This is a genomic window from Rhodococcus baikonurensis (assembly GCF_040489275.1).
GTDB classification, from domain to species: Bacteria; Actinomycetota; Actinomycetes; order Mycobacteriales; family Mycobacteriaceae; genus Rhodococcus_F; species Rhodococcus_F baikonurensis.
The window spans coordinates 107,810-127,775 of the sequence record NZ_JBEUOQ010000001.1 but is presented as its reverse complement, the minus strand read 5'-3'; the positions used below and the strand labels follow the sequence as shown (position 1 = coordinate 127,775).

Here is a 19,966-nt window from a genome sequence, read left to right as displayed (position 1 = left end):
CCACGAAACTACCCGGTTCACTTCGGATTGCGCTCCCCGTTTTCGGCCTGCCTGGCCACGCGCTTTTCGTAATCCGCACGCCCGTTGGGATCTACCGACGTCAGTGCGCGACGATCGTCGACGACTCGGCGTCCGATGTTGATCATCCATTCGGGTACAACAGCATCGACGAGGTCCCAGCCGGCAAGGTAACGCGGCACAGTAGTTTCGGCTCGTCGATGCGCGACCGTGTCGACGACGGCTCTGGCCACGACTTCGGGTTCAACTGTCGGCATGCCCTTTCCGAGAGGCACACCGGAGGAGAGTCCGGTGCGCACCGCGCTGGGCAGGACAGCGCTGACGCTGACTCCGATATCTGCGAATTCGACACGGGCAGAGGCGGAAAGGCCCACCGCGCCGAATTTGCTTGCGTTGTACACCGCCATTCCCGGTACCGGCAGCTTGCCTGCCATGGATGCGATGTTGACGACGTGGCCTCGTCGTCGGTCCACCATGCCGGGCAGCACGGCGCGCATCCCGTGAATCGGGCCCCAGACATTGACGTCGAGGGTGACTCGACTGGTGGCGTCGGACTCGTCGAGGAAGCCGCCGAGCGGCATCACGCCCGCATTGTTGACCAGAATGTCGATGTGACCGAATTCGGCGATCACTGTGGAGACGAACACATCCCAGGATTCGCGTGAGGTGACGTCCAGAGCGTAGCCGCGGGCCCGTGCGCCGATGGATGCGGCGGTGTCCACGGCCGTCTCCTCGTCGAGGTCGCCGACGCATACGAGTGCGCCGCGAGTTGCGAACAACTCGGCTGTGGCCCGGCCGATTCCGCGGCCACCGCCGGAGATGACGACGACTGCTCCGTCGAGATCGATCGGCGGGTAGGTGGTGCCGAAAAGACTCATGTCGTGTACTCCGGTTCGAGGGTGGTGGTGGGCTCAGTGGTCGTGTCGTCGGACGCAGGGTCGTCGGACAACGTGTGGTTGTAGGCATATGGATCGAAGGCCCGTAGCCGCCGACGCATGGCCCCTGACGACCACGGCCAGTTGAAGCTGTTGCGGCCGTTGACGTCGAAGAAATAGCTTTCGCAACCACCGGCGTTGTAGACCGTGGTTCCCAATGCCTCCTGAACTTGAGAGTTGAAGGCTGCCTGTACTTCCGGGCGCACGTCCATATTTTTCCAGCCGTGCCGACGAGCGTGGCCGATCGCCTGCGCCACATAATTCAGTTGGGCTTCCAAGATCATGAAGGCCGACGTGTGTCCGGTGCCGAGGCTCGGGCCCAGCAGAATGAACGCGTTGGGGAATCCGCTGACGGCGGAACCGAAGTACGCCTGCGGGCTTCCCTGCCAATGATCGTCGAGGGATCGACCTTCTCCGTCGAATACCTTGGATGCGATGGGCATGTCGAGGATGTGGAATCCCGTGCCGAAGATGATGGCGTCCACTTCCGATTCCGCTCCGTCGGCGCCGATCACGGTGTTGCCGTGGATCTCTTCGACCGCGTTGGCATGGACGGTGACGTTGGGTCTGCCGAGGGCCGGGTAGTACGAGTTCGACATGAGCAGTCGCTTGCAACCGAGGGTGTAGTCGGGAGTCAGCGCCTTGCGCAGCTTCGGATCGCGCACCTGCAAGCGCAATTGGGCCGACCCGAGTTTCTGCACGATACGCAGGATCCACGGATTGCGGAACCCCAATCCCAGCGTCTCCATGATTCCGTATTCGATACTGCGCAGTGCCTTGTGCGCTCCCGGTACGAACCGCATGACGGACCTTTCGATGCGCGGCACGTAGTGATCGGGTTTGGGAAGAACCCATTGAGCGGTTCGCTGGTAGAGGTGAAGTGTGGAGACCTCTGAGACGATTCGCGGAACGAATTGGACGGCGGAAGCGCCGGTACCCACGACAGCGACGCGTTTTCCGCTCAAGTCGTAGTCGTGATTCCACTGCGAGGAATGAAAAACTTCGCCCTCGAACGTTTCCAGTCCGGGAATCGCCGGCGTCAAGGGTTCGTTCCACGGACCAGCAGCGGCTACCACGAAGCGAGCAGTGAGTTCACCGCTGGAAGTTGTTATTTTCCACAATGATTGCGGCGCATCCCACTGTGCGGAGAGCATTTCGACCCCGAAGCGAACGTGTTTGTCGACGCCGTGGCGGACGGCCGTGTCCTCGATGTATTCGCGGATCTCCGGCTGCTCCGCGAACAATCGCGTCCAATCCGGATTGGCGGCAAAGGAGTACGAGTACAGCCCGGACGGAACATCGCACGCGCAACCGGGATACGTATTGGCGCGCCAGGTGCCGCCGAGGGACTCGGCCTTTTCGAGCAGGACGAAATTGTCGATCCCGAGACGCTGAAGATGGATGGCTGCGCCGATTCCGGAAATTCCGCCGCCGATGATCACGACCTCGAAGTGGTCAGATTCGTTGTTCACTGAGACTGCGCTTTCACTGGTGGGAGCGGGTGGCGTGGAACGGGTGCATATCGAGTTCGCGCTTCACGCTCGCACGTGTCGTACGCAGCGATGATTCGAAGGTGGCGAGCCGCCGCCGGCTGTCCATGAAGTTGGCGCCCATGACGGCAAGATCGTCGTCGGTGGCATCGATTCGCAAGACCCTGGTGCCCGCAGCGCGCACCAGATCGATCTCACGATCGAGGCCTTCGGACATGGAGTGGCGCAGGGCGCCGCGTTCGATGCGGGCGGCACCCCGTGCGGGCTTCAGGGTTCGAGATGCCATGGGCGCCAGTACAACCAGCTCGTCCAGCGCGAGAGGGAGCAGGAGGTCAACCGAAGCGGTGGATGCGGCGCCGCCGTCGATGTACCTGACGCCGCCGATGGTGACGGGTGGGAACCAGCCGGGAATCGCCCACGACGCTCGAAGCGCTTCACCGACGGTCGCTTTCGGGGCCCCCTGCGCTCCGAATGCGACCCGTCGCCCCGTTTTGTAGTCCATGGATACCATGTGCGCACACGGATGTGGGAGCCACGCATCGCCAGGGGCAAGAGATTCCGCGAGCGTGGTGAGCCAGGACGGGTCACCGCCACCCACCGGTGCTATGCCGCTCATCCGGCTCAGAAAGGGAAGATCGCGACGCGCCACCAGTCGCGGATTGCCGATCCCCAAGCGCGGTAGCGGTGGGACTTTCCCGGGTGCCGACGCTATGTGGGCGAGAAGTTCGGGACGGGCGGTGGGGTCTCCGAGTTGCATGGCTACCAGCTCGTCGACGCCGACTCCGCTGCCGAGCATCGTCACGAACTCGGCTCCGGCCGACGTTCCGATGATGGCTGTGGCTTCCCTGGGATCCCAGTCGAGTGCATCCCGAACCGAGGCTAGGGCAGCAACGGTCCAGGCGAAGCCGAGAGTGCCGCCGCATCCGATTGCCAAGCCGCGTTTCGGCGCGCTGTTTCGTCCGGACCCGGGTGCGGTGGTGCCGGTCACTTCTGAAGTCATATTTCGGAGACTATCAGTATCTGAATAACGTGGGTACCCCAAATTTGCTTGCCCGGAGTGCACGTGCGGCGAAACTTCGGTATTCGGCTACCGTTGGAATCTCGATACTCAGAACCATGAGGAGGTTCCGATGGCGCGATTGACCAGGCAGGAAGCGCAGGCGTTGACCCGCGAGACCTTGTTGGCTACGGCCGTCGAACATTTTCTCGACCGTGGGTACGCCGCCGCATCGCTCGATCAGATCGCCGAGGATGCCGGCTATTCCAAGGGTGCGGTGTACTCGAACTTCAAGAACAAAGACGAGTTGTGCGCCGAAGTGCTCGGCCGAATCCGGTTGACCAAGGTCGGTGAGATCACCTCACAACTCGGAGCGGACTCGACGCTCGACGACGCGGTGGCAGAGTTCGCGAGGTGGGCCGAGCGGACCATCGGGGACAAGAGATGGACGTTGCTCGAAGTCGAGTTCTCGGTGCGGTCGCGGCACAGCGAAGAGATCCGCGAGAAGATCGCGACAGGCGCCGATCAGGTGCGCGGATTGATCGCCGGAGTGGTGCAACATCTTGCCGAGTCCAACGGTGTGACGCCGACACTGGACCCGAACGCGGCGGCACTGCGCATACTCAGCGTCGGAATCGGTTTGGGGCTACAGCGTGCGATCAGTCCCGAGCTTCCTGTTGACCCACTGGTGGATACGTTGCGGGAGATTTTGCTGGGTGGGTGAGTAGAACGCGCAGCATCCCGCCGATCTCGGCGACGGCGGCGCGCGAACCGGCGCTCGGTCCCAGAACGTTGACGAAGCCGTGGATGAATCCGGGATAGCGTCGATCCGTCACGTGAACACCGTTGTCGCGCAATCGAGCTGCGTAGGCTTCGCCTTCGTCTCGGAGTGGATCGAATCCCGCCGTGATCACGATGGCCGGCGGCAGTCCGGCCACGTCGGGGGCGCGTAGCGGCGACACCATCGGATCGAGTCGATCGGCATCGGTGCCGAGGAAACTGGACTCGTAGAAGTTCATGTTGGCCTCGGTCAGGAAGAAGCCTTCGCCGAACGTCGTTCTCGACGGCGCCTTCTCGTGAAAGTCGGTAGCGGGGTAGATCAACAGCTGCGCTGCCGGTGAGGTCTTGCCGTCGTCGCGGGCACGCAGCGCCACCGTTGCCGACAGGTGCCCACCCGCGCTGTCGCCGCCGACAGCGATGCGACTGGGGTCTGCGCCGAACTCGTCGGCGCGTTCGACGATGTCGAGGTATGCGGCATAGGCGTCGTGTACTGGTGTGGGGAAAGCGAATTCGGGTGAGAGCCGGTAGTCGACCGAGATGACCCGTGCGCCGGAGGTTTCGGCCAACAGGCGGCACGGAGCATCGTGGGATTCGATGCTGCCCTGTACCCAGCCGCCGCCGTGGAAGTAGACGAGCAGAGCGCCGGTGTCGGCGGTCGGAACGTAGAGCCGGGCGCGAAGCGGGCCGTCGGCGCCCGCAACGGAAATCTCTTCGGTGTGGACCGGAGCGGGTCGGCCACCCATCATGATCGCCGTTCGGGTGAGATTGGTGCGAGCCGCGGCGAGTGACCGGGGATCGGTTGAATGCGAGGGCAGCGGCCGCGTCTTCGCGAGCGTGAGCAGCAGGTGTGCGTCGGCGTCGAGCGTGTTGCCCTCGATGATGACGGGTGGTCCGGTGATTCGACGTTTCACCGCGCTGGGCAGCGCGAATGCGGCTGCCACCAAGGATGCTTCGGCGCGATCTCGAATGCTGCGGCTGCTGGCCTGCTTCACGGATTCCGACACGTGGCGCAGACTACCAAGCATGACTACTGCGGCACTGTCGATCACGCAGATCAAGAACACACATCTGGTTCGGTGCGGTCACGCCAATTGGGTACTGGTCGAAGAGGGGGCCGATCTGACGTTGATCGACGGCGGATACCCGGCCAACGGTGCCGACGTCGAACGCTCGATCGAGCAGATCGGTCACCAGCTCGGGGATGTGCGGGCAATCCTGGTCACTCACGCGCATGTCGATCACATCGGCGGAATCGCGGACATCGTGACCAGGCTCGAGGTTCCGGTTCTGATGGATCCGTTGGAAGTTCCTCATGCGAAGCGGGAGTATCTGCAACAGTTGTCGCCGGCCGGAGTTCCGTTGCTGTTGTGGCGGCGAGGTGCTCCGAAGTGGCTTCGCGACGTGATCGGAGTCGGCGCGTTGAAAGGTGCGGAACTGCCTCAGGCACAGGCCTTTGCGTCCGGTGGTGCTCTGGATGTTCCCGGACGGATCGTGCCGATTCCCACCCACGGGCATACCGACGGCCACAGCGCTTACCTTGTTCCTGACGCAGGCGTCATCGCGTCGGGTGACGCTCTGGTGACCGGACACGCGACGTCGAGCGTCGCCGGACCACAATTTCTTGTGTGCCCCTTCAATCATGACCGTGAAGCGACCGACGAGGCGTTGGACAACATCGCCGCGGCACCTGCCGGTGCGCTGTTTCCCGGACACGGGCCGGTCTACGAGGGCAGCATGGCTGTCGCAGTCGAACAGGCCCGAGCGGGCCGGACAAGGATGCGTCCATGAGTACCGTCGAAACGGTCGACGAAGGTGCGGTGCACGGTTTCCTGCATCGGCCTGCTTCTGCGCCGATCGCCACGCTTGCACTGACTCACGGCGCGGGAAGTAACTGCGACACTGTGCTGTTGCGCGCTGTTGCCGACGGCTTTGCAGAGGCGGGAGTGCAAGTCCTGCGATTCGATCTCGCGTTTCGCGTGCGTCGAGCTTCGGGGCCGCCACACCCGTCGCGTGCTGCGGAGGATCGCGCGGGCATTGCCGAGGTGATTGCCGCTGTTCGCAAGGACGACTCGGTGCCTGGACCCGTTCTGCTCGGCGGACATTCGTACGGTGGGCGGCAGGCGTCGATGCTGGCGTCGGAGAATCCAGGACTTGTCGACGGCCTGGTGCTGTTGTCCTATCCGCTGCATCCTCCGAAGAAGCCCGAGAAGCTCAGAACCGAACACCTGCCGGACCTGAACACGCCGACCGTTGTCGTCCACGGATCGAAGGACGAGTTCGCGACGACTGAGGAGATGCGGGCAGCGCTCGACCTGATTCCCGCAGTGGCGGCTCTGGTGGAGTTCGAGGGAGCTCGGCACGACCTGTCCGTGGTGAAGTTTCCGGTGGTTGAACAGACAGTCGCCGCAGCAACAGAACTGTTCACGCTCGGACGGTGACTCGCCGGTTGCCCGTGTCGGTGGTTCCTGGTGAGATCGAACCATGAGTGCCCAGCAGTATCAGCCAAGTGCCCTGTCCGACGTCACGGTGAGCATCGACGGCGACGACACAGTCGTCAGCTTTCCTCGGGTGCTGCCGTATCCCGTCGAGAAGGTGTGGGAGGCGATCACCGATCCGGAGATGTTGGCGCAGTGGACGCCGTACACCGCCGATCGGAATCTGAGCCGTACGGGCGACGCCGTGATCACCATGCTCACCGAGGACGGGGCTCCCGAGATGTCGCTGCCCGTCACCGTTCACGTCGTGGAGACCGCCCGGCGGCTCGAACACGAGTGGGGCCCGGACGAATTGGTGTGGGACCTGACCTCGGTCGAGGGCGGTACCCGCGTCGTACTGACGCAGAGGTCGCGGGCTGAGGGGATGGCATCGGCGCTCGCGGCGGGGTGGCATTTGTGCTTCGACGTACTCGATGCCCTTCTGGCAGGCGAGCCCTTCGGTCCGGTCGTGGGTGAACGGGCGCGCGAGTACGGTTGGGACGCGCTCAACTCGGGCTATGCGCGACGCTTGGGTATCGACGAATCTCAGGTCTGGTAGCTGCTCAGAGTTCTCGAGCGGCGGGCTTTCTGGTGGAAGCTCGCACGATCAGTTCGACGGGCAGTTTGACGGATTCGACGTTCCTGCCGGCGATCAATGCGAGCAGGTGTTCGAGCCCGGTCGCGCCGATCTTGTGGGCGGGGGACCTCACCGTCGTCAGTGGCACCGGGAGTTGGGAGACAACGGGAATGTCGTTGTAGCCGACCAGCGCAAGATCGTCGGGAATGCTCAACCCGAGATCACGGGCCACACCGAGTACGCCGATCGCGATGGTGTCACTCACCGTGAAGACGGCGTCAGGGCGCGTGTTCCCGCTGAGCAGTGTGGCCGCCGCATCGACACCTCCTTGAACTTCGAACTCGGACGCCACTATTCGGTTCGGTGGCAGTTCCAGACCGGCTTCGGTCAGGGCGTCGCGGAAACCCGCGACGCGTTCCCGCGACGTGCTGGCGTGATCCGGCCCCGCGATCACTCCGAGGTCGCGATAGCCGCAGTCCAGCAGATGCTTCCCCGCGAGGTAGCCGCCGAGGCGGTCGTCGCCGCTGACAAAGGGAAGGCTGCTGTTCGGCGACGACGTCGCCGGGTCGATGTGCCGGTTCAGCAGCAGGATCGGCAGTGAGCGCAGGGGGAGCGAGTCGACGAAATCTGTACCCGGAAGGTGGATGCTGCTCAGCATGAGACCGTCGACCTGGCGGCTGACGAGGAACTCGACCGCTTTGCGCTGCGCGTCCAGATCGTCGGGTGGGCTGGAAAGCAGGACGGAGTACCCGGCTGCGGTGGCGGCTTCCTCGATGCCTTGGAACATGGTGGCCACAACGACGTCCGTCAGCCTCGGCATCACGACGCCGATGGTGGTGGTCTTGCGGGTACGCAGGCTGGCCGCCCACAGGTTCGGTTGGTACCCGAGCTCCTCGGCGACCTGACGAACTCGGAGTGCGGAGTCGGACCAACCGTCGGCGGGCTCGGGCTGACGGAGTACCCGCGACGCCGTCGAGATGTGGACCCCGGCCTGGTCGGCGATTTCGCGCAGCGTCGGCGGGCGGCCGTTGCTGCGGTTCGACGGATCGGGCGTCATCTGCGTCGGGGCTCCTGGTGTGCGTCGGGGATTGACGGGTGTGCAACCGGGCTCTACTCTAGGCGATGCAAACGATTGCGCAATCGTTCTCGCAAAGGATTGCGCCCGAGAACACTGGAGGCCCCGTGACCACGCCGCAGTCCCTGTCCGAGCTTTTTGCCATCGACACCCTGCTGGACGCCGAAGAGATCGCGATCCGCGACACGGTCCGCAAGATGGTCGACGATCGCATTCGCCCGCACGTAGGCGAATGGTTCGAAGCGGCAGCACTGCCGGCTCGTGAGCTGGCCAAGGAACTGGGCGCGCTCGGCGTACTGGGCATGCACCTCGAGGGCTACGGCTGTGCCGGGATGAGCGCCACGGCGTACGGGTTGGCCTGCCAGGAACTGGAAGCTGTCGATTCGGGCATTCGCAGCCTCGTCTCGGTCCAGGGTTCGCTCGCCATGTTCGCGATCCACCACAACGGAAGTGAAGAGCAGAAGGAAGAATGGCTCCCGCGGATGGCGGCCGGTGAAGCCATCGGTTGCTTCGGTCTCACGGAACCCGATTTCGGATCCAACCCCGGCGGCATGCGAACCAACGCCAAGCGCGACGGCGACGACTGGGTCCTCAACGGCACCAAGATGTGGATCACCAACGGGTCCATCGCGGACGTCGCCGTGGTCTGGGCGCGAACAGACGACGGCGTACGCGGATTTGTCGTTCCCACCGACACTCCGGGCTTCTCCGCCCCCGAGATCAAGAACAAGATGTCGCTCCGGGCGTCGGTCACCTCGGAGCTGGTGCTCGAAGACGTGCGTCTGCCTGCCTCGGCGATGCTGCCCAAGGCTCGCGGACTGTCCGGCCCGCTCGGCTGCCTCAACGAGGCGCGCTTCGGCATCATCTTCGGGGCAATGGGTGCAGCACGTGACTGCCTCGAGACCGCGATCTCGTATGCACGTGATCGCAAGGTCTTCGACAAGTCGCTCGCCGCGTATCAGATCACCCAGGCCAAGATCGCCGACATGGCAGTCGAATTGGGCAAGGGGCAGCTGCTCGCCATCCACCTCGGACGTCTCAAGGACGCCGGGACGGTTCGCCCCGAGCAGGTCAGCACCGGCAAGCTCAACAATGTCCGCGAGGCCATCAAGATCGCCCGTGAATGCCGAACCATTCTGGGCGCCAACGGCATCACGCTCGAGTACCCCGTGATTCGGCACGCCAACAACCTCGAATCCGTTCTCACCTACGAGGGCACCTCCGAGGTTCACCAGCTCGTGATCGGTCGCGCTCTCACCGGTGAAGAAGCGTTCCGGTGACGGTAGACGCTGTCGGAGCGCTCGACGGGCTGGTGATCGCTGATTTCGGCCGCGTCCTCGCCGGCCCGTACGCCACGATGATTCTCGCCGACCTCGGTGCCGAGGTCGTCAAGATCGAGCGGCCGGGGGTCGGCGACGACACTCGCAGCTGGGGCCCGCCGTGGGTGGGGGACGAGTCGAGCTACTTCCTGTCGGTGAACCGCAACAAGAAGTCGGTCACTCTGGACCTGCGCGAGCGCGAGGATCTGGAGAGTGCACGCGAGCTGGTTCGCAGTGCGGACGTCGTGGTGCAGAACTTCCTGCCGGGAACGATGGACCGTCTGGGTCTGGGCTACGACGCTGTCCGAGAAATGAATCCGCGTGCGGTCTACTGCTCGATCAGCGGCTTCGGTGGCGATAATTCTCTGCCGGGTTACGACCTGTTGATTCAGGCGGTCGGCGGATTGATGAGTATCACCGGACCCGATTCCAAGACTCCGACCAAGGTCGGAGTCGCAGTGGTCGACGTCATCACCGGCTTGCATGCCAGCGTGGGAATCCTTGCAGCGCTGCGCCATCGCGATCGAACGGGCGAAGGGCAGCACGTCGAGGTCAACCTGTTGTCCTCGTTGCTGTCCGCACTTGCCAACCAGTCGTCCGGCTACGTGGCCGCGGGCGTGGTGCCCCAGGCAATGGGCAACCGGCATCCGAGCATCGCACCATACGAGGTGTTCGACACCGCGGACCGTCCGCTGGTCCTCGCTGTCGGTAACGATCGGCAATTCGGTTCGTTGACAGAGGTTCTCGGAGTTTCCGAACTTGCCGCTGATGAGCGTTTCGCGTCCAACAGCGACCGGGTTGCGCATCGAGAAGAACTGTTCGACGCTGTCACTGCTGCGTTGGCCAAGGGCACTGCAGACTCGTGGTTCGAGGCACTGACCGAGCGCGGTGTCCCGTGTGGTCCTCTCAACGACATCGCCGACGCGATAGCGCTGGCAGAACGGCTGAATCTCGATCCGGTGGTATCCATCGACGATCCGCGTCGAGAGGCACCGACTCGGCAGGTAGCCAATCCGATTCGGATGAGCGGCACGCCGGCAACCTATCGGTCCGCCCCACCGCGGTTGGGTGAGGACAGCGTTCCCACTCCGTCCGGAGTCAGTTGACCCAAGCGAATCGGCCACCGGAATACCGGTGGCCGATCTGCGTGTGTGGCTGACTCAGCTGACCTTCAGGACCAGCTTTCCGGTGTTCGCGCCGGCGAAGAGAAGATTGAGGCTGTCACCGAACGCGTCGATACCGCCGTCGACGACGTGCTCGCGAGCAGTCAATTCGCCACTCTTGATCCACTTTCCGATCTGCTCTTGTGCTTCTGCGTAGCGATCGAGGTAGTCGAAGACCACGAAGCCGGCCATCGTGGCGCGGTTGACGAGAAGTGACAGGTAGTGCGCGGGCCCTGGCTGAGGTTCGGTGGCGTTGTAGCCCGCGATGGCGCCGCAGATGACCACCCGAGCGCCGAGACGCAGACGGGAGAGAGCGGCGTCGAGAATTTCTCCGCCGACGTTGTCGAAGTACACGTCGATACCGTCGGGAGTATTGGACTTGAGCGCCTTGTAGACGGATTCGTTCTTGTAGTCGATGGCGACGTCGAAGCCGAGGTCCTCGGTGAGCCACGCGCACTTTTCCGGACCGCCGGCGATACCGATGACCTTGCACCCGTGGATCTTTGCGATCTGGCCGACGAGACTGCCGACCGCACCCGCGGCGCCGGACACGACTACGGTGTCACCGTCTTTCAGCTTTCCGACGTCGAGCAATCCGAAATATGCAGTGACGCCGGGGAATCCGAGAGCTCCGAGCCACGTCGGCAGGGGAGCGATGGATTCGTCGACCCGAGTGACATCTGTGCCGTCGGACACTCCGTACTCGGAAGCGCCGAACGATCCGGCCACGATGTCCCCGACCTGGTAATCGGGGTGCTGTGATTCGGTGATGCGCCCGACGCCGTGGGCGCGCATGACGGAACCGAGCTTGACCGGCGGAACGTACGACTTGACGTCGTTGAGCCAACCGCGCATCGCGGGGTCCAGGGAGAGATATTCGACCTTGACGACAAACTCGCCCGGTCCGGCGGACGGGATCTCGGCATCGACGTATTCCCAGGTGGAAGCGTCGGGAAGTCCTGTCGGGCGGGCGGCGAGGCGTACTTGGCGGTTGGTCATCTCTCCCCTTCGGCGAAACGAATTGAACTTGAGGCCGGATTCAATATAGGTGATGGATCACGAACTGGGAAGAGTTGGATGAACCGATTGACGACTATGTATGTTCGATCGATGAGCAATGTGGTCGAAGACGCGCCTGGTTGGTTCACTCGGGCGCTGGAAGCGCCGGTCGAGTCGGGGTCGGTGGAGGTCGAGGGCGCTTCGGTGCACTTTCGGGCGTGGGGGTCGGCGGGGCCGGGGATCGTGTTGATTCACGGCGGCGCAGCCCACAGTCGCTGGTGGGATCACATCGCGCCGCAGTTCGCCGAGGGGCGCCGCGTTGTCGCTCTCGACTTGACTGGACACGGCGACAGTGACACTCGCGACGCCTATGCGATGTCCCAGTGGGCTCGCGAGGTGCTGGCGGCGGCCGAGGCCGGGGGAATCGACGGCAAGCCGATTCTGGTGGGGCACAGTATGGGTGGGATTGTTTCTTTCGTGGCCTCGCATCTGCACGGCGAACTGTTGGACGGGGTTGTCATCATCGATTCTCCGCTCAAGGCGCGTACGCCCGAAGAGGAGGCGGCTCGACGCCAGAATGCCTTCGGCCCCAAGAAGGTTTATCCCACCAGGGAAGACGCGATGGGTCGATTCCGCTTCGTTCCGCCGCAGGATTCGGGACTGCCGGCGGTGCGTGACCATGTGGCAGCTACGTCGATGGAGGAAGTCGAGGGCGGTTGGTCGTGGAAGTTCGATCCGAACTTCTTTCTCCGAGTGGGTGCCGAAGATGTACTCGACAGTGAACCACGTTGCCGCGTAGCCTATTTCCGGGCCGAGAACGGTATCGTGTCCGATCGTCTCATGGAGCACATGCGCGGATTGTTCGGACCGGAGGCCATCGTGGCGGAGATACCGGAAGCCGGCCATCACGTCATGATCGATCAGCCGTTGCAACTCGTGACCGGGGTGCGAACTGTGTTGAGTGCGTGGTCCGTTGCAAGTCGAGTGCCGGTAAATCAAGCCGTAGGTAACGTTGAGGAAAGGGTGGAAGCATGAGCACGGAATTGACGCTCGAACCGAAAGTCGAAGCTGCACTGAAGTTGTGGCACACCATGATCGACACCGGCGATCTGTCGGCGCTACCGACCATCGTCGCGCCCGACGCGCAGTTCCGATCGCCCACGGGATTCAAGCCGTACCAGTCCGCGGACGCCGTTGTGCTCATTCTCAATACGGTGATCCAGGTGTTCGAGAACTTCGAGTACCACCGACAGTTCGCCGGAGCCAACGGGCGGCAGGTCGTGCTCGAATTCAGCGCGAACATCGGAGACAAGAGCCTCAAGGGGATCGACATGGTCGAATTCGACGAGGACGGCAAGATCGTCGATTTCGAGGTCATGGTGCGTCCGGCCAGCGGGCTCGCCGCATTGGCTGCCGAGATGGGCCGCAGGCTCGGGCAGACGCTACCGAACTACAAGGCCTGACCTGATTCCGGCGCGGGCCGGGTCTGCCTGCTCAACTCGTGCTGAATCCGCCGTTGGAGTGAAGAAGTTGTCCTGTTATCCAGCCTCCGGCGTCGGACATCAGAAATCGAACGAGGTCTGCAGTGTCGCCGGGTGTACCCAGCCGGCCGGCAGGGGTGTGGAGGGTTGTGGCCTGTTTGATCTCCGGTGTCATCCATCCTGTGTCGATCGGTCCTGGGTTGATGACGTTTGCCCTTACGCCGCGTGATCCCAGTTCGACTGCGGCGGCGATGACGATGCGGTCGAGAGCGCCCTTGCTGGCGCCGTACGGAAGATTATGGGCCGCATGGTCGCTGGTGAGTGCGATGATCCGCCCGGTCACCTGACTGACGTCGCGCTGCTCCGGAAGGTGTTCGGCGAACGCTTTGATCAGAAGCCAGGAGGCGCGGGCATTGACGGCGAAATGCCGTTCCCAGCTCTCGATGGTCGTATCGAGGATCGAGCTGTCGACGCTTTCGCAATGCGAGAGCACCAGTCCACGAAGGTCATTTCGCGATGCGGCAGCGTCAACGAGCTGACCGGCCACTTCCGGGGAGGCCAGATCTCCGGGAACCAGGTCGACACGGCTCCCGAGTGCGCGACATTTCTCGGCAATGTCCTGTGGATCGTGCGCTCCGCGGACGAACCCGACGCGTTCGTCATAAGGCGCCCAGTAGCCGATCGTCAGATCCCAACCATCTTCGGCGAGACCCACTGCGAGGCTCGCTCCGATCGACTTGCTCCGGCCGACGCCGGTGATCAACACGGTTCCGCGCTTGTCAGACACTGCTCGCCTCCAGAGACTTTCTGTAACTGACGCGGGACTTCCTGCACCTGACGCGCACAGCTCGAGCGGTCAACCGCGGGTGGGGTCACTTCAGTTGGAAGGACCGTTGGAAGGACCGTTGGAAGGACCACTGTATCGGGCGAGCGTGTGCCGTCGGCCCCTCGACCTGGCACGTGTCTTGACACGGCGCTGGTCACAGCGTTTGACTGAGAGACAAGCTCGAGTTGATTCACCCGACTGTGTCCCGGGAGGTTGACCTATGCGCGGCAAGGGGATTGCAGGCAGGGATTTCTCAGGTCACGGCTGTCGACGCGGGGCACAGTTGCCTCGGGGGACCCTCACGGTACTGGCTTTGGTTGGGGTGTGCGTACTTTCGTTTGGCGCCACTCGGATGGCCGGCGCTCAACCGGTCGCAGAGACGGTCGATACCGGGTTCGTGATCCCCTTTGCCGGGGCGCCGGGCTACGAGAGCGTCGCGCCCACACAGATGACCAGTCCGGATCAGCTCAACCAGCCGCTGGGGCAGCAGGTGGCGGACGAGATTGCCGCGCAGATCGGACTCGACAGTTCCGACGCTTTGACCGAGGAGCAGTATCGCGATCTCATCACCGGCGGTGGGATCGGCGGCAATCGCGAGGATGCCGAGGTGATCGACGAATGCGCTCGGATTCTCACCAATACGAACGGGCGGCCCCTCTATTCGGGCACTACGTCGTCGGTTCTGGCCAGTTACGGGTTGTATGTGAATCCCGACGGATTGCTGGAGAGTCCGGCCAACGCGGATGCGCCGACGCGACAGGTGAATACGCTGATCGCCCCTGGTGGTTTCGTGGGCACCTGGTTACGCAACAACGGTGCGACGCATACTCTGATTGCGCTCTATCAGTCGGCATACACGGTGCAAGCGGTCTACGGATTTGCAGCGCAACAGATCTCGGGACAGGCGCAGCTGGTGACCAACACCAAAGGCGATGTGAGTTCGGAGGTCGGCATGTCGATGGCGCCGCCGCTCTGGATAGTGAACTTCGCATTGCTCTACATCTTGAAGCCGTCACTGGCAGCGGCGATGCCTGCACACTGGGCTCCCATTCCGTCGGCCGTTGCCGACGCGGTGAAGGCGAGCCCCACCGGCCAGATCGCGTTCGCTGACTACGCGTCCTACTTCGAGTGATCGGCCTGCCTGACAGCGCTGACGAACTTCTCGATCAAAGCGTGGTCCTTGATGCCGCGAGACGATTCGACGCCGCTGGAGACGTCGACGCCCCAGGCCCCGGTGGCGTCCAGTGCGTCGCGCACGTTGTCCGGGGACAGGCCGCCTGCCAGGATCCACTGGCCGTGGGGACGGGATTGCTGTTGGGCCCAGTTCCACGGCACCCCGGATCCGGCGTCGGCGCCGTCGATCAAGAGTTCATCCTCACCGAGGTCGAGGTTGTAGCCGTCGCGGACCTTGCTGGAGACGACAGCGCGGATGACGGTGAGTCCGGCGTCGTGCAGTCGCTGCACTTGCTCGGCGTCGACAAGATCGTGAACCTGTACGGTACGTAGCCCGGTAATCTGGGCGATCTCGAGGATCTGATCGATCGGGTTGCCGAGAAAGACTCCGATTGCCCGGATGTGATCGGGAATTCGAGCGATCAGTTCGACGGCGAGCGCGGGGTCGACTTTGCGGACGCTCTCGGCGAAGACGAAACCGACGGCATCGACGCCCAGGCGCACCGTGAGGTCGACCGTGTCAACGTCGCGCAGGCCACAGACCTTGATGAATGTCACCTGATACAGAGTACTAGCGTCGTCGTCTAGCCTCGTGCGTGCGACATTTCTACGCGCGAGAGGCTTGACGTGGACTGGCTCTACCGAATCAGTTTGATCTCGGGACCGCTGCCGGTGATCCTGACTGTCCTTGGGGTCCTGGGTGGTGTGTGGCTGCTCGGTTCGAGCGTGCGCTGGTACTACCGCAGAGCGGTGCCGATCGCGGGGCTGATCGCACTGGTGATCATGATCGCCGTGTGGATCACCGTCGAAAAGGTGATCGTGCCGTTTCCTGACCCCATCGAGATGTCGATCTACGTGTGGATCGGTCTCGGTATCTACGCGCTGCTACTTCTCGGGCCGCGAATCAAGGCGGGCGGAACGATCGCGAAGGCGGTGTTATCCGTCGTTGCGACCGTTCTGGTCATCGTCACCGCCGCGACGCAGATCAATCTGGTCTTCGCGGCCTACCCGACTGTGGGAATTGCGTTCGGACACGACGATTTCGACCGTATTTCGCTCAGCGAAGTTCCGGGTCCGACGGATCCTGTCGTCACCGGCGATCCTACGGACACTGTGTGGAAAGCGCCGGAAGGCATGCCGATTCGCGGACGCGTCACGACTTTGCCTGTCCCCGGAACAATTTCGGGATTCTCCGCACGCGATGCCCAGGTGTATCTGCCGCCGTCGTACTTCACCAATCCGCGTCCGCTACTTCCCGTGCTCGTGCTCATGGCAGGTCAGCCCGGTAAGCCCGAGGACTGGCTTCAGGGCGGAAAGCTCACCGCGACAATGGATGCTTTCGCCCGGGATCACGAGGGGTTGGCTCCGGTCGTAGTCATCGCCGACGGAACAGGATCGCAGATGGCCAATCCGCTGTGCACCGACTCGTCGCAGGGCAAGGTCGGCACGTATCTGGCAAAGGACTTGCCCGCTGCGGTGGCGAATGCGTTCCAGATCGACACGAACCCGAGGGCGTGGGCCATCGGCGGGCTCTCTTACGGCGGTACCTGCTCACTGCAGATGGCCACCAACTACCCCGACGTGTATCCGACCTTCCTCGATCTTTCCGGTCAGGTGGAGCCCTCACTCGGTGACCGACAGCGAACCGTCGACGAGATATTCGGGGGTGACGAAGCGGCATTCGTGAAGGTGAATCCGATGGACCTGCTGGCGACCCGGAAGTTCCCGAACTCGGGCGGAGTGTTCGTCGTCGGAACAGATGACAACGAGTTCAAGCCCGGTCAGCAAAAGGTGTACGAAGCGGCCAAAGCGGCCGGAATGGACGCCAGGTATCTCGAGCTTCCCGGTGGTCACAGCTTTTCGGTGTGGTCGGCTGGCGTCGAGCAGGAGTTGGCGTGGATCTCACAGCGGATGGGACTGATCAGCTGAATCCTGTTCCGGTTTTGGAACGTGTTCTATATTCGGTGTGTGGCTGCCGTTCGGCAGTCTCTCGATCGTTCACCGACTGGAGTTCAGGCACATGTACGAATGGTCCGACACCGACCTGATGTTCCGCGACGCCTTGCGCGGCTTTATCGACAAAGAGGTGCGACCTCACGTCGACGAGCTCGAAAGTGGTGCGCTGCCGCCGTTCGACATCATTCGCAAGCTGTACTCGACCTTCGGTCTGGCCGACATGGCACGCGAGGGCCTCGAGAAGTCGTTGGCACGCGAGCGCGGCGATGCGCCCTCCGGTGACGGTGAGAAGTCGAGCGCCTTCAGCGGCGCAGGCAGCATGGGCGTCGTGCTCAACAGCGAGTTGGCCGGAGTCAGTCTCGGCCTCGTCGCGTCGTTGGGCGTCAGCCTCGGATTGGCCGCTGGAACGATCCGCAGTCGCGGCACACTCGCGCAGAAGGAACGCTGGCTCCCCGGCCTGGTGACATTCGAAACCGTCGGCGCCTGGGCGATCACCGAACCGGACTCCGGCTCGGATGCCTTCGGCGGCATGAAGTCCTACGTACGCCGCGACGGCGACGACTACATTCTCAACGGCAACAAGACCTTCATCACCAACGGTCCGTACGCCGACGTGATGATCGTCTACGCAAAGCTCGACGAGGGCGACGCGTCGGTTGATCGTCGTGACCGCAAGGTGCTCGCCTTCATTCTCGACAAGGGCATGGAGGGGCTCACGCAGAGCCCGCCGTTCAAGAAGATGGGAATGAACTCCTCACCCACCGGTGAACTGTTCTTCGACAACGTCCGCATCACCAAGGATCGTCTGCTCGGCGAGACCGAGGACAGCGGAAAGTCGGACGGAAAGTCCAGCGCCAAGGAGAGCTTTGCCGCCGAGCGCATCGGCATCGCGTCCCTGTCTCTCGGCATCATCAACGAATGCCACCGCCTGAGTATCGAATACGCGAAGTCCCGCAAACTGTGGGGACGTGAGATCGGGCAGTTCCAGCTCATCCAGCTCAAGCTGGCCGAGATGGAGGTCGCTCGAATCAACGTGCAGAACATGGTCTTCAACGCGATCGAACGTACCGCGGCCGGAGACAAGGTGAGCCTGGCGGAGGCATCGGCGATGAAGCTGTACTCCTCGCGCGCAGCGACCGAGGTCGCGATGGAAGCCGTGCAACTGTTCGGAGGAAATGGTTACATGGCCGAGTACCGAGTGGAGCAGTTGGCGCGTGATGCCAAGTCGCTCATGATCTATGCGGGCAGCAACGAAATTCAGGTCACCCATATCGCCAAGGGGCTTCTGGGCTGAAACTCGGGACGTCGCCGCGTGGCGTCCGACCGCAGCAGGAACCAGATAGTCTTGCTGCGGTCGGCGACACCGCGCCGACGGATCGGAGTCGGTAATGAATGCGTCAGATCCCACCGCGTCAGATCCCACCGCGTCGGATCCCACTGCGCAGGATCAGGCTGCGCCGGATCCCACAAATGTTCATCCGATGGCCGGGCAACCGCGAGTGGTGTTGCTGAAGCCGTTGATCGACAACCCGTTGATCGAGGTAGGGGAGTACACCTACTACGACGATCCGGAGTTCGCCGAAGAGTTCGAGACTCGAAACGTGTTGCATCACTACGGTCCCGACAAACTGGTGATCGGCAAGTTCTGCGCCCTCGCCACTGGTGTCACCTTCATCATGAACGGCGCGAACCATCGTATGAACGGTGTCTCCACCTACCCGTTCCCGATCATGGGCGGTGATTGGACCAGGCACATGGACCTGGTGCAGGATCTGCCGTCTCGAGGTGACACCGTCGTCGGGAACGACGTGTGGTTCGGCGGGAACGTGACAGTCATGCCCGGCGTCCGGATCGGGCATGGGGCGATAGTGTCCACTGGCGCAGTCGTCACGCGCGACGTCCCGGACTACGCCATCGTCGGCGGCAACCCGGCCACGGAGATCAAGCGCCGCTTCAGTGCTGAAGACATCGAGAAGCTGGTGCGAATTTCATGGTGGGACTGGCCGATCGAGAAGATCACCCGCCACGTCCGGGTGATCTCGGACGGGAGTGTCGCGGAACTCGAAGCGGTCGAGTGATCTCCTCGCCCGCTAGTTCGTTCGTGTGAGCGAGTAGTTCCGGACGTGAAGCAGTGCGGCGGCGACAAGACCGACAGCAAGACCCGTGGCAGTGAACGTGATCAGGTTCGGTTCGAGGTCGAAGTGGATGATCGCCGATTCGGGGTAGGGGTTTTGCGGGTCACGAGGTTCGGGAAGGACCACCGAATAGAAGGTGGGCGGCCAGATTCGTCCGACGACGGCGACCGTGAGTCCGTAGGCTGTGCCGAAAGCTGAAAGTGCAAGCGGAAGAGTAAATTCTCTACCGCTTGCGTCACGGGCCAGCCGCCATCCCGTCGCATTCAGTGTCGCCGAGACGGCAAAGGCGACAGCGGTTCCGACTATCAGGAACCACGTAGTTGCGGGGAACCAATGTGGTGCGTCGGAGTAGCTGTATCCCTCGATCACCCACATGTATCCGGTCTTGCCGTCCTCCATCGGCGGCGGTGGAGGGGGTTGGATTCCGACATGTTCTGTTCGCGTGGATGGCGTGGCGAATCTCCAGGCGAGCACTCCGAGGACGCTCAGGAGCAATCCGGTCGCGATGAAAACTGCGAAGAGTGGTTCTGCAACGCGGTCGCGAAGCGTCGTGAATCGCATTCGAAGA

The 19,966-nt window shown here is 63.0% G+C and carries 21 protein-coding genes; 12 read left to right on the top strand and 9 right to left on the bottom strand.

Annotation, left to right across the window (positions count from 1 at the left end; all coding sequences use genetic code 11):
* Positions 1 to 17: 17 nt before the first annotated feature.
* From ABWI03_RS00640 to ABWI03_RS00630, 3 genes are read right to left on the bottom strand one after another with little or no spacing between them, the layout of a single operon-like run.
* Positions 18 to 896: an SDR family oxidoreductase gene (locus ABWI03_RS00640; protein ID WP_298777240.1), complete on the bottom strand. Its 879-nt coding sequence runs from the start codon at positions 894 to 896 to the stop codon at positions 18 to 20.
* The gene (locus tag ABWI03_RS00635) at positions 893 to 2,425 is read right to left on the bottom strand and encodes a flavin-containing monooxygenase (protein WP_298777241.1); all 1,533 of its coding nucleotides are present in this window, start codon (positions 2,423 to 2,425) and stop codon (positions 893 to 895) included. Before ABWI03_RS00635 ends, ABWI03_RS00640 begins: the two co-directional genes overlap by 4 nt.
* Before the next feature lie 13 nt (positions 2,426 to 2,438).
* Positions 2,439 to 3,443 carry a patatin-like phospholipase family protein gene (locus ABWI03_RS00630; protein WP_298777242.1) on the bottom strand — a complete coding sequence of 335 codons (1,005 nt, stop codon included), beginning with the start codon at positions 3,441 to 3,443 and terminating at the stop codon, positions 2,439 to 2,441.
* A gap of 130 nt (positions 3,444 to 3,573) precedes the next feature.
* Between ABWI03_RS00630 and ABWI03_RS00625 the strand changes: the two genes are divergently transcribed.
* On the top strand, positions 3,574 to 4,164 hold the full coding sequence (locus ABWI03_RS00625; RefSeq protein WP_095968649.1) for a TetR/AcrR family transcriptional regulator: 591 nt from the start codon (positions 3,574 to 3,576) through the stop codon (positions 4,162 to 4,164).
* On the opposite strand, the gene ABWI03_RS00620 is transcribed toward ABWI03_RS00625, so the two are convergent.
* Positions 4,100 to 5,224, bottom strand: coding sequence for an alpha/beta hydrolase (locus ABWI03_RS00620; protein ID WP_298777243.1), 1,125 nt, complete (start codon positions 5,222 to 5,224; stop codon positions 4,100 to 4,102). The two genes, ABWI03_RS00625 and ABWI03_RS00620, sit on opposite strands and share 65 nt — an antisense overlap.
* Before the next feature lie 19 nt (positions 5,225 to 5,243).
* Here ABWI03_RS00620 and ABWI03_RS00615 point away from each other — a divergent pair, with 19 nt between their 5' ends.
* Genes ABWI03_RS00615 through ABWI03_RS00605 form a run of 3 tightly spaced genes read left to right on the top strand, consistent with a single transcriptional unit; the run spans position 5,244 to position 7,253 of the window.
* Complete coding sequence (locus ABWI03_RS00615; protein ID WP_298777244.1) at positions 5,244 to 6,008, top strand: MBL fold metallo-hydrolase; 765 nt, start codon at positions 5,244 to 5,246, stop codon at positions 6,006 to 6,008.
* Complete coding sequence (locus ABWI03_RS00610; protein ID WP_298777245.1) at positions 6,005 to 6,658, top strand: alpha/beta hydrolase family protein; 654 nt, start codon at positions 6,005 to 6,007, stop codon at positions 6,656 to 6,658. Before ABWI03_RS00615 ends, ABWI03_RS00610 begins: the two co-directional genes overlap by 4 nt.
* 43 nt (positions 6,659 to 6,701) lie before the next feature.
* Complete coding sequence (locus ABWI03_RS00605; RefSeq protein WP_095968652.1) at positions 6,702 to 7,253, top strand: SRPBCC family protein; 552 nt, start codon at positions 6,702 to 6,704, stop codon at positions 7,251 to 7,253.
* Between the two features lie 4 nt (positions 7,254 to 7,257).
* Here the strand turns inward: ABWI03_RS00605 and ABWI03_RS00600 are convergent, their stop codons facing one another.
* Positions 7,258 to 8,328, bottom strand: a complete 1,071-nt coding sequence (locus ABWI03_RS00600) for a LacI family DNA-binding transcriptional regulator (RefSeq protein WP_298777246.1) — start codon at positions 8,326 to 8,328, stop codon at positions 7,258 to 7,260.
* 125 nt (positions 8,329 to 8,453) lie between these two features.
* Between ABWI03_RS00600 and ABWI03_RS00595 the strand changes: the two genes are divergently transcribed.
* Both ABWI03_RS00595 and ABWI03_RS00590 read left to right on the top strand, forming a co-directional pair.
* Positions 8,454 to 9,626 (top strand): acyl-CoA dehydrogenase family protein, encoded by a 1,173-nt coding sequence (locus ABWI03_RS00595; protein ID WP_124567703.1) that lies wholly within the window; start codon positions 8,454 to 8,456, stop codon positions 9,624 to 9,626.
* Positions 9,623 to 10,771, top strand: coding sequence for a CaiB/BaiF CoA transferase family protein (locus ABWI03_RS00590; protein ID WP_298777247.1), 1,149 nt, complete (start codon positions 9,623 to 9,625; stop codon positions 10,769 to 10,771). Before ABWI03_RS00595 ends, ABWI03_RS00590 begins: the two co-directional genes overlap by 4 nt.
* Positions 10,772 to 10,825: 54 nt before the next feature.
* On the opposite strand, the gene ABWI03_RS00585 is transcribed toward ABWI03_RS00590, so the two are convergent.
* Positions 10,826 to 11,827: an NADP-dependent oxidoreductase gene (locus ABWI03_RS00585; RefSeq protein WP_298777248.1), complete on the bottom strand. Its 1,002-nt coding sequence runs from the start codon at positions 11,825 to 11,827 to the stop codon at positions 10,826 to 10,828.
* A gap of 111 nt (positions 11,828 to 11,938) precedes the next feature.
* Between ABWI03_RS00585 and ABWI03_RS00580 the strand changes: the two genes are divergently transcribed.
* Positions 11,939 to 12,862 (top strand): alpha/beta fold hydrolase, encoded by a 924-nt coding sequence (locus ABWI03_RS00580; RefSeq protein ID WP_296551796.1) that lies wholly within the window; start codon positions 11,939 to 11,941, stop codon positions 12,860 to 12,862.
* On the top strand, positions 12,859 to 13,290 hold the full coding sequence (locus ABWI03_RS00575; RefSeq protein WP_095968657.1) for a nuclear transport factor 2 family protein: 432 nt from the start codon (positions 12,859 to 12,861) through the stop codon (positions 13,288 to 13,290). Before ABWI03_RS00580 ends, ABWI03_RS00575 begins: the two co-directional genes overlap by 4 nt.
* A gap of 31 nt (positions 13,291 to 13,321) precedes the next feature.
* On the opposite strand, the gene ABWI03_RS00570 is transcribed toward ABWI03_RS00575, so the two are convergent.
* Positions 13,322 to 14,095 carry an SDR family oxidoreductase gene (locus ABWI03_RS00570; RefSeq protein ID WP_200316557.1) on the bottom strand — a complete coding sequence of 258 codons (774 nt, stop codon included), beginning with the start codon at positions 14,093 to 14,095 and terminating at the stop codon, positions 13,322 to 13,324.
* A 259-nt stretch (positions 14,096 to 14,354) separates the two neighbouring features.
* On the opposite strand from ABWI03_RS00570, the gene ABWI03_RS00565 reads away from it, so the two are divergent.
* Complete coding sequence (locus ABWI03_RS00565) at positions 14,355 to 15,266, top strand: hypothetical protein (RefSeq protein WP_298777249.1); 912 nt, start codon at positions 14,355 to 14,357, stop codon at positions 15,264 to 15,266.
* On the opposite strand, the gene ABWI03_RS00560 is transcribed toward ABWI03_RS00565, so the two are convergent.
* Positions 15,254 to 15,865: a phosphoribosylanthranilate isomerase gene (locus ABWI03_RS00560; RefSeq protein ID WP_296551793.1), complete on the bottom strand. Its 612-nt coding sequence runs from the start codon at positions 15,863 to 15,865 to the stop codon at positions 15,254 to 15,256. The genes ABWI03_RS00565 and ABWI03_RS00560 overlap by 13 nt on opposite strands.
* Before the next feature lie 69 nt (positions 15,866 to 15,934).
* Here ABWI03_RS00560 and ABWI03_RS00555 point away from each other — a divergent pair, with 69 nt between their 5' ends.
* The 3 genes from ABWI03_RS00555 (at position 15,935) to ABWI03_RS00545 (ending at position 19,341) form a co-directional block, all read left to right on the top strand.
* A complete protein-coding gene (locus ABWI03_RS00555; protein ID WP_124567697.1) occupies positions 15,935 to 17,236 on the top strand; it encodes an alpha/beta hydrolase in 1,302 nt (433 codons plus the stop codon).
* Between the two features lie 91 nt (positions 17,237 to 17,327).
* Complete coding sequence (locus ABWI03_RS00550; RefSeq protein WP_007733810.1) at positions 17,328 to 18,557, top strand: acyl-CoA dehydrogenase family protein; 1,230 nt, start codon at positions 17,328 to 17,330, stop codon at positions 18,555 to 18,557.
* A 187-nt stretch (positions 18,558 to 18,744) separates the two neighbouring features.
* Positions 18,745 to 19,341 (top strand): CatB-related O-acetyltransferase, encoded by a 597-nt coding sequence (locus ABWI03_RS00545; RefSeq protein ID WP_298777778.1) that lies wholly within the window; start codon positions 18,745 to 18,747, stop codon positions 19,339 to 19,341.
* Positions 19,342 to 19,353: 12 nt separating this feature from the next.
* Here the strand turns inward: ABWI03_RS00545 and ABWI03_RS00540 are convergent, their stop codons facing one another.
* Positions 19,354 to 19,959: a hypothetical protein gene (locus tag ABWI03_RS00540; protein ID WP_298777250.1), complete on the bottom strand. Its 606-nt coding sequence runs from the start codon at positions 19,957 to 19,959 to the stop codon at positions 19,354 to 19,356.
* Positions 19,960 to 19,966: the final 7 nt, after the last annotated feature.

What these genes read in the sequence shown, in the direction of transcription:
- ABWI03_RS00585 (WP_298777248.1), bottom strand. Translation starts at nt 11,827, where the DNA reads ATGACCAACCGCCAAGTACGCCTCGCCGCCCGCCCGACAGGACTTCCC.
- ABWI03_RS00615 (WP_298777244.1), top strand. Translation starts at nt 5,244, where the DNA reads ATGACTACTGCGGCACTGTCGATCACGCAGATCAAGAACACACATCTG.
- ABWI03_RS00610 (WP_298777245.1), top strand. Translation starts at nt 6,005, where the DNA reads ATGAGTACCGTCGAAACGGTCGACGAAGGTGCGGTGCACGGTTTCCTG.
- ABWI03_RS00540 (WP_298777250.1), bottom strand. Translation starts at nt 19,959, where the DNA reads ATGCGATTCACGACGCTTCGCGACCGCGTTGCAGAACCACTCTTCGCA.
- ABWI03_RS00575 (WP_095968657.1), top strand. Translation starts at nt 12,859, where the DNA reads ATGAGCACGGAATTGACGCTCGAACCGAAAGTCGAAGCTGCACTGAAG.
- ABWI03_RS00630 (WP_298777242.1), bottom strand. Translation starts at nt 3,443, where the DNA reads ATGACTTCAGAAGTGACCGGCACCACCGCACCCGGGTCCGGACGAAAC.
- ABWI03_RS00605 (WP_095968652.1), top strand. Translation starts at nt 6,702, where the DNA reads ATGAGTGCCCAGCAGTATCAGCCAAGTGCCCTGTCCGACGTCACGGTG.
- ABWI03_RS00580 (WP_296551796.1), top strand. Translation starts at nt 11,939, where the DNA reads ATGAGCAATGTGGTCGAAGACGCGCCTGGTTGGTTCACTCGGGCGCTG.
- ABWI03_RS00550 (WP_007733810.1), top strand. Translation starts at nt 17,328, where the DNA reads ATGTACGAATGGTCCGACACCGACCTGATGTTCCGCGACGCCTTGCGC.
- ABWI03_RS00545 (WP_298777778.1), top strand. Translation starts at nt 18,745, where the DNA reads ATGGCCGGGCAACCGCGAGTGGTGTTGCTGAAGCCGTTGATCGACAAC.
- ABWI03_RS00600 (WP_298777246.1), bottom strand. Translation starts at nt 8,328, where the DNA reads ATGACGCCCGATCCGTCGAACCGCAGCAACGGCCGCCCGCCGACGCTG.
- ABWI03_RS00565 (WP_298777249.1), top strand. Translation starts at nt 14,355, where the DNA reads ATGCGCGGCAAGGGGATTGCAGGCAGGGATTTCTCAGGTCACGGCTGT.
- ABWI03_RS00640 (WP_298777240.1), bottom strand. Translation starts at nt 896, where the DNA reads ATGAGTCTTTTCGGCACCACCTACCCGCCGATCGATCTCGACGGAGCA.
- ABWI03_RS00625 (WP_095968649.1), top strand. Translation starts at nt 3,574, where the DNA reads ATGGCGCGATTGACCAGGCAGGAAGCGCAGGCGTTGACCCGCGAGACC.